At 42.2% G+C, this 5,503-nt stretch carries 6 protein-coding genes; 1 reads left to right on the forward strand and 5 read right to left on the reverse strand.

Features of this window, described 5'->3' with window-relative positions; genetic code table 11:
* Positions 1–25: 25 nt before the first annotated feature.
* From FNW02_RS39395 to FNW02_RS37045, 3 genes are all read right to left on the reverse strand, one after another.
* The gene (locus tag FNW02_RS39395) at positions 26–268 is read right to left on the reverse strand and encodes a hypothetical protein (RefSeq protein WP_225226268.1); all 243 of its coding nucleotides are present in this window, start codon (positions 266–268) and stop codon (positions 26–28) included.
* A 61-nt stretch (positions 269–329) separates the two neighbouring features.
* Positions 330–1,259, reverse strand: coding sequence for a tyrosine-type recombinase/integrase (locus tag FNW02_RS37040; protein WP_191762456.1), 930 nt, complete (start codon positions 1,257–1,259; stop codon positions 330–332).
* Between the two features lie 219 nt (positions 1,260–1,478).
* A complete protein-coding gene (locus tag FNW02_RS37045) occupies positions 1,479–2,126 on the reverse strand; it encodes a tyrosine-type recombinase/integrase (RefSeq protein ID WP_191762457.1) in 648 nt (215 codons plus the stop codon).
* Between the two features lie 619 nt (positions 2,127–2,745).
* Between FNW02_RS37045 and FNW02_RS37050 the strand changes: the two genes are divergently transcribed.
* Positions 2,746–3,438 (forward strand): hypothetical protein, encoded by a 693-nt coding sequence (locus tag FNW02_RS37050; RefSeq protein ID WP_225226269.1) that lies wholly within the window; start codon positions 2,746–2,748, stop codon positions 3,436–3,438.
* A gap of 163 nt (positions 3,439–3,601) precedes the next feature.
* On the opposite strand, the gene FNW02_RS37055 is transcribed toward FNW02_RS37050, so the two are convergent.
* Positions 3,602–3,709 carry a transposase gene (locus FNW02_RS37055; protein ID WP_431356854.1) on the reverse strand — a complete coding sequence of 36 codons (108 nt, stop codon included), beginning with the start codon at positions 3,707–3,709 and terminating at the stop codon, positions 3,602–3,604.
* Between the two features lie 86 nt (positions 3,710–3,795).
* Positions 3,796–5,503 (reverse strand): thioesterase domain-containing protein (locus FNW02_RS37060; RefSeq protein WP_191762458.1); only part of this gene is annotated, 1,708 nt, incomplete at its 5' end.

Consider the following 5,503-nt stretch of genomic DNA (forward strand, 5'->3'; position numbering starts at 1 on the left):
TTCACAGCACCTATATTCACGACACCTACAAAAAATCGCGATCGCTGCTACTCCTTGACTCATTAATCGCATAAATGCCTGTAATCATTATGGAGCATAGCTTAGAGCTTTTCTTAGTGCCATTCGTGTTACAGGGTAAATGCCCAGGCTTGTACTTCGGTTCGGTGCGTCCCCCAACTCTTTCGATGAGCAGTGGTGTGGGTGCATTGGTAGCGAGATACTTGTCTACAACCTGCTTTTGTTTGGGGAGTAATTGGGAACCAGGCATTGTGGGGATGAGGTGAGCGATCGCTTTTCCGTGGGAGTTTATTAAACGATCTGTTTTAATCTCAAAGATCCATCAAGTTTAACGCGCTGCTGTCGTTGGGTCTGGCTTTGAGGTATCGATCAGTAATTGCCAGATTGGAGTGACCCAAAGTATCTTTTACCAATACAGGGTTGGTTCCCCTCTCGATGGCGTGTGACCCGTGGGCATGACGCAACCAGTGAGCTGATACTTTATCACTTAGTCCAGCAACGGCTGCGATCGCCTTCACGATTGGGTGTAAGTTTTGGCGCTCCAAGTGTCCACCCTTTTGGCTGGAGAAAACTGCATCTGTGCCACTAGCATCTGACTTGAACTCCATTAGTTCAGTCCATAACTTCGGCTTGATGAGGATGGTACGGTTTTTGCTGCCCTTAGCTTTTCGCACATACACTTGACCACTGTCATTTCTAGAAGTCAAATCTGCCCAAGTTAACTGACAAATTTCGTTTGCCCGTAGCCCTGCTTGGTACAACAGCTTAATTATCAGTAAATTTCTTTTAGCTGTGTACTGTCGCCTGGGGGTTTTCGCAAGTTCTATATGTTTTTGAGCGGCCCGTACCATTAATTTGATGTCTGCTTCGTCGAGATAACGTTCGTTGATGATATCTGGTATTTCTCCCAGTTTTATTGCCATGCCTACATTAAAAGGGATATACCCAATTTTATGAGCGAAACTGATCAGGCTTTTGACTGCGGCAATGTAAATGCGCCGGGTACTGTCGGCTTGTCCCTGAAATTGTGTACTGTATTCCACCAAATCTTCATAGGTTACTTTCTTAAGGGGTTTGTCTAGGAAATCTAAGAATCGCCTAATATAGCGCCGATATGCCTGGACAGATGAATCCGCTTTCCCATCCAACCACAAGCTAATCAACTTCGCCTCTGCTTGCACTGCCCCAAGAGAAGCGATCACCTTACGGTACTTGTTTACGTGGACAACAGAGAGAGTCATTCTTATACTCTCATTATAATCAGACACAAGTTAAGTTTCGTCTGGTTTTATAGTGTCTGATTTTTATTGTCGCTCAATGAGTGCATTTCAACTCACTCTGCTTCAAATATTAAATAGGGTAGTTTCGCTTGTAGTCGGTCAATAACACTGGTGCTAGGGAAACTATAAATACAAGTATAGTCACAGAACAGCAGCCCACAGGAGACAATTTCTCCTGACTTATATGTTGGATGCTCCCGCGTTTGACAAAGGGAGGTCGGGATAAATCATTAATCCGACATTACTTTTTGGAGATAATATCGCTAAGGACGACACTGCCCCCAACACTTGTAGCAGATGAACTTCCAGGTACGTGTGAAGCCCCGACAAATTACAGTGTCCTGACACCTCCGCGATGACTCGCAACGGAATTTGGTGATCGCTCATAGAGGTTAATGCTGTTCTTCTAAAACTATGGGTACTTACCCCTTCTATCCCAACATTAGCACAAGCTTTTCTAAGTATTCTTGCTGCGGAATCTGAGATGATATGTCCGCGCCCATGTCTTCCGGGAAACAAATACATTTCTCCAGATTGAGGGTAGTAATCTATCAGCAGACTTTGCAAATTTTCAATGATGGGAATGCTACGGGTTGCAAGTTTCCCCTTAGTGTTAGACTTGCGAATCGTCAGGTGCGATCGCACTTGGCCTCTTGTATCATATATATCAGCAGTGAGCAGAGTGACGACTTCGTTAATTCTTGCGGCAGTGAATAATGCAGTAGCAAAGATAGTGCGGTCACGAGTTGTTTTCAAGCCATCAGTGAAGAGTAGTTGTATTTCCTCATGGTTGAGAATCTTAGCTTTGCCGTGCCTGTCTCGCTTCATCTTAGAGTACCACTCGCTCAAAGTAGTATTTTTTAGTTTACGCGGGACTACCAAAAATCACCATGACTAAGCTTTATTTTCCTGACTGGTAAATCTGTACTGATTAGATCTAGTTTCTGTGCTGGTTTATATACCATTTCTATACCCTTGTCTTTTTTGCTAATGGTCAAACCTGTCAGAGGTAAAATTCTAATAATACAAAGCTACTATAAATTTGATGCGGTAACAAAATAATGGAATCTGGCAGCACTTACAACTATAACGGTAAATCCACAACAGCGAGTAAAGAATCAAGAAAACTGGCAGAAAGATTTGCAACTGCGATAAGCGAAGCTTAAGCCTTCGGCTATCGCAGAATTTAACTGGCAGACAGATTATTTGCGATTCTGTGAACTTCTCGGACTTGAGCCTGATGATTATGCTTACCAACACTACCGCCATTTTCAACAACTGGCGGAATCGCTGACAAGATTTAATGCAGAATCACTGGCTCTTATGATTGATGCGGGGTTAGGCAAGGAGTAACGCGCTAATCATGGTACTGTCTAGGTAACTATCTTCCAGTCTTGGCGCTTACTCAGTCGCGGACAGCCTCGGTTTACCTAGATATAACCCAAATATGAGCCAAACAGGGAAAAACAAGAAACTGGCATCTTTTAACTGTGAGCAAAAGATGTGGGAGCAGTTTATTGCCCGTTGCAATTCTGAAGGCACGACGGCAACAACCACGCTCACCCAATTTATCAAACGCTACCTGAATGGTTCTCCAGATGATCTTGATAAAATTGTCAGCAATGATTTAGATAAACGCCTGGACTCTAAGATTAAGGCAAGGGTTGAGGAGTACTTGTTTGCTAGCAATAATAATAGCGCCAACGCCACGAATCAAACGATATTGGATATTTGCGAACGACTTGATAAGCTGGAGTCACAGTTGTTAAGTGAATCTAATAGCAACGAAACTGGAGCAATCCCTAATCTCGCTGATTTAGAACAAAAAGTTTCGGGCATGGCAGCTCGAATCAAACAATTGGCCGAAGCGATTCTTAAAATTCAAGATTATCTCAACAACCAACTCAAGCAAACCAAGAAATCGTACAACAATTCATCTTATCAACGGTCTACTCAGAGAATCCAACCGCTAACAGAAGAAAGTTTAGCTTCAAGACTTGGTGTCAGTGTAGAAACTGTACGCGAGCAGCGAATTAAGCTGCACTCACCGCTTTTTGTGGCATGGTGTAAGGGCAAGGATAAATCGGGCATGGGGTGGGAATTTAACAAAAATACGGGGTTATATTATCCGGTAAGTTAAAAAGTGGATCTTTTTGATAACGGTCGTTATTTTGTAAGGATTCAGGTGTTTAAAACCCAGTCACAGAGCCAGTTTCAAAATTGAGTTTTGCTTATTAACATACCTTTAGTCGCAATAAGGCACACCGAATTTGCCTGAGCGACTTTTGCAAGAGGTCTAATAACTACGTATCGACTTCACGCTTGCGACCACCTGGTTTTGCTTCTGGAATCATCTCACTCAAAAATTCATATTGGGCGCGGGTCAGGTTACTGGGGTATGCTTTACTCATGTTACTCTCTCGGTGCTGTCTATTATCTATTTACAGCTTATACTGAGAGAGTTTTTTACCATCTCTTTTACTTTTAAAACAACCTATTAATCTTTTATGAATGCGTTTGCCCTGTCTAAACAAGCTTTCAATTTTGCAGACAGAATTTGTACGTTTGGCTCTTTGAGTATGGAGTCGTGATTACCAGGAATGTAGTGAATATCCAATTCAGCTACCAAATTACTCCAGCCTAATTGTGGAGCAAGTTTAGAGCTTAAACTTTCTGTTTTTTCCATCTGCTCATCGATCTCCATAAAGGTCACTTGTCCTGGATAAACTGACGGAATATATTCTTTTAAAGCCCGTATATTGACTTCTCTAATGTATAGATTACGGTGGATGCGAGGAAAGGGAAGCCCAAGAGCTAGGTGAAATTTGTAGCTAATCTTTATGAACTTATTTTGGAACCTCCTTATGAAATTGTTTTGGAACCACTTGTTAAAACTTTTTTCACGAAAATAGGTAAATCCTTTTTGGGACAAACTCTGCAAATGAATAACTATTTCCTTAAAGAATGACAATTGTTTGATAGAAGCCGGAGCAGAGCTATGAAATAGAGTTAAAAAACCTATTTTTTGACCTTGCTTATAGAGTTGTTGTGCCATCTCAAAGGCGACTACACCTCCAAAGGAGTAGCCTCCTAGAAAATAAGGGCCATTGGGCTGAAGGGTTTGTATCTCTTTGATATAGTGAGATGCCATGTCTTCGATTCTAGTGTAGGGAACTTGTTTCCCATCCAAACCTTGAGCTTGTAACCCATAAACTGGTTGATCAGAACCGAGATGATGTGCTAAATCTTTGTAAGAAAGAACATCTCCAAAAACGGCATGGATTAAAAACAGCGGTGGCTTGTAGCCATTAGGTTGAATCGCCACAAGAGAAAACCAAGATGCTAACGTTCTTGATTGACGAATTGTGTTAGCAAGTTGCTCAATTGTTGGTGCTTGGTACAAGATAGATAAAGGCAAATTTTCGCCCAAAGTCTTCTCAATTTCTGTGAACAAGTGTACCGCCAGTAAGGAATGCCCTCCCAAATCAAAGTAGTTCTCATTCACGCCGATGGGTTGGATACCCAAAATTTTTTCCCAAATTTCTGTTAATCGCAGTTCTAACTCATCCTGAGCAGTTACTTTGGTGGCTAGAGCTTCTTGTCTAATTTGCTTCGGTGCAGGTAGACCGCCTCGGTCTACTTTGCCGTTGGAGGTAAGAGGTAAGAAGTCTAGGATCACAAACGAAGAAGGTATCATGTAGTCTGGTAGCTTCTGCTTGAGGAAGCGACGCAGTTCATCGTTTGTAGGGATCTGTTGATGAGAGACAAAGTATGCAATTAATCGTTGGTCGCCAGGAAAATTTTCGTGGGCAATAACTACTGTCTGGTACACATCTGGATGTTGACCTAGTATGGCTTCAATTTCTCCTAACTCAATCCTGAAGCCTCGTATTTTCACTTGGTGGTCAATACGACCAAGGAACTCGATATTACCGTCGCTCAAGTAACGTGCTAAGTCGCCAGTTTTGTAAAGGCGTGCTCCAACTTTAGAGCTAAAAGGGTTGAGAATAAATTTTTCTCTAGTTAATTCAGGACGTTTGAGGTATCCGCGAGCAAGTCCAGCACCACCAATATACAATTCCCCAGATTCACCAACAGGCACAGGTTGTAAATCTGCATCTAGGATATAAATCTGTGTATTGGTAATGGGGCAACCAATAGGAGCAAGAATATAATTGTTGCCGCGCTGACATCTCCAAAAAGTA

This window comes from Komarekiella delphini-convector SJRDD-AB1, assembly GCF_014831675.1.
Taxonomy (GTDB): domain Bacteria; phylum Cyanobacteriota; class Cyanobacteriia; order Cyanobacteriales; family Nostocaceae; genus Komarekiella.

Coding starts and splice junctions, on each gene's coding strand:
- FNW02_RS39395 (WP_225226268.1), bottom strand. CDS start 268: ATGCCTGGTTCCCAATTACTCCCCAAACAAAAGCAGGTTGTAGACAAG.
- FNW02_RS37040 (WP_191762456.1), bottom strand. CDS start 1,259: ATGACTCTCTCTGTTGTCCACGTAAACAAGTACCGTAAGGTGATCGCT.
- FNW02_RS37045 (WP_191762457.1), bottom strand. CDS start 2,126: ATGAAGCGAGACAGGCACGGCAAAGCTAAGATTCTCAACCATGAGGAA.
- FNW02_RS37050 (WP_225226269.1), top strand. CDS start 2,746: ATGAGCCAAACAGGGAAAAACAAGAAACTGGCATCTTTTAACTGTGAG.
- FNW02_RS37055 (WP_431356854.1), bottom strand. CDS start 3,709: ATGAGTAAAGCATACCCCAGTAACCTGACCCGCGCCCAATATGAATTT.